The organism is Streptomyces flavofungini (genome assembly GCF_041028215.1).
Taxonomy (GTDB): domain Bacteria; phylum Actinomycetota; class Actinomycetes; order Streptomycetales; family Streptomycetaceae; genus Streptomyces; species Streptomyces flavofungini_B.
Genome location: NZ_JASKYR010001142.1, coordinates 1 through 1,450, shown reverse-complemented (window position 1 = coordinate 1,450; position 1,450 = coordinate 1). Strand labels below are relative to the sequence as shown.

Genomic DNA, 1,450 nt, shown 5'->3' with positions numbered 1-1,450 from the left:
GCGGGCCTCACCGGACTGGTCGGTCGCCGACACCACCGCCGGCAGCGCCGCCTCCAGCTGCTCGGAGGCGGCATCACCATCCCGGCGCCCGCGCACCACGCCGTCCTGGACCGAGACCTCCGACAGCAGCGGCACCTGCGTGCAGGTCCTCATCCTCCACATGCACCGCCTTGTCCGCGCCCATCGACAGCGCCTTGCGCAGCGCGTCCTTGGCATCCTCCGGACCCACGGTCAGCACGGTGATCTCCGCGTCGTCCGCCGCATCGGCGATCTGCAGCGCCTGCTCCACGGCGTACTCATCGAGCTCCGACAGCAGCCCGTCCACATCGTCGCGGTCGACGGTCAGGTCATCGGCGAAGTGCCGGTCGCCGGTGGCGTCGGGCACGTACTTCACACAGACAACGATCCTCAAGCTCACGGTGAATTCTCCTGCGGGCGGCGCGATGGACGGGGAACGGTGCGATGGACGGAAAGCGGTGCGATGGGCGAGTGGCGATGCGATGGGCAGGGGGCGAAGTGATGGACGGCTCGGCGCGGATGACGCACGCGACCGGGCGGACTCCGCATGTGAATAATCGTTAACTGGTCATTCATGTTAATCATCGTTAACGCGGCTGTCCAGAGCTGCTCGCCGGGGCCCGGGACGGCACCCCGACCCACCTTCGTAGGCGCAGCTCCGGTGCGCCGCTGACCCACTGGCCCACTCGGGCACCGGCCTCGTATTCCTCTGTTCAAGTATTCGATCTCTTGCATTACCATCGGCACCCACATAGCGGCCCAGGCGTAGCCGTGTGTCCAACACCGAGAACATTGCGAGGTCACCGTGGCCGCTCTCGACATCCTGGACGTGTCCATCCTGCGGGAGCTGATCAGCAGGCCCCGGGCGGGGATGCGTGAGTTCGCCCGTACGCTCGGCATCGCCCGGGGGACGGTGCACACGCGGATGAGCCGCCTGGAGCGGCTCGGTGTCATCACCGGTTACGCGCCGCGGATCTCACCGGCCCAGCTCGGCTTTCCCATCCTGGCCTTCGTCCATCTGCACCTGGCGCAGGGGCAGCTCGCCCGGGTGACGCGCGCCCTGGTGCTCGTCGACGAGGTGCTTGAGGCGCACACGACGGCCGGTGAGGGTGATGTGCTGTGCCGGGTCGCCGCCCGGGACACCGAGCACGTCGAGGAGATCATCCAGCGGTTCCTGCAACTGCCCGGTGTGGTGCGCTGCCGGACCGAGATCGCGCTGAGCGAGCGGGTTCCGAGCCGCATCACGTCGCTGCTGTCCCTGGCGGAGCAGGATCTCGCGCCGGACGAGAAGAAGGCGAAGGCGCCCGCACCGGCCGCCGACTGAGCGCGGATTCGGGGCGCTGGCCGGGCCTCTGCCCTGTGCCGAAGGATCACATGGCCCAGCAAAGGCGGCGCCGTTCTGGTCCATCGGTCCAGTTGCGGGGGCCCGGGG

At 68.7% G+C, this 1,450-nt stretch carries 1 protein-coding gene and 1 pseudogene; one reads left to right on the top strand and one right to left on the bottom strand.

Annotated elements, in window-relative coordinates:
- Positions 1–418, bottom strand: a pseudogene (locus AB8Z36_RS39190) (electron transfer flavoprotein subunit beta/FixA family protein); the annotation flags it as partial.
- 405 nt (positions 419–823) lie between these two features.
- On the opposite strand from AB8Z36_RS39190, the gene AB8Z36_RS39185 reads away from it, so the two are divergent.
- On the top strand, positions 824–1,342 hold the full coding sequence (locus tag AB8Z36_RS39185; protein ID WP_369218130.1) for an Lrp/AsnC family transcriptional regulator: 519 nt from the start codon (positions 824–826) through the stop codon (positions 1,340–1,342).
- The last annotated feature ends 108 nt before the right edge of the window (positions 1,343–1,450 follow it).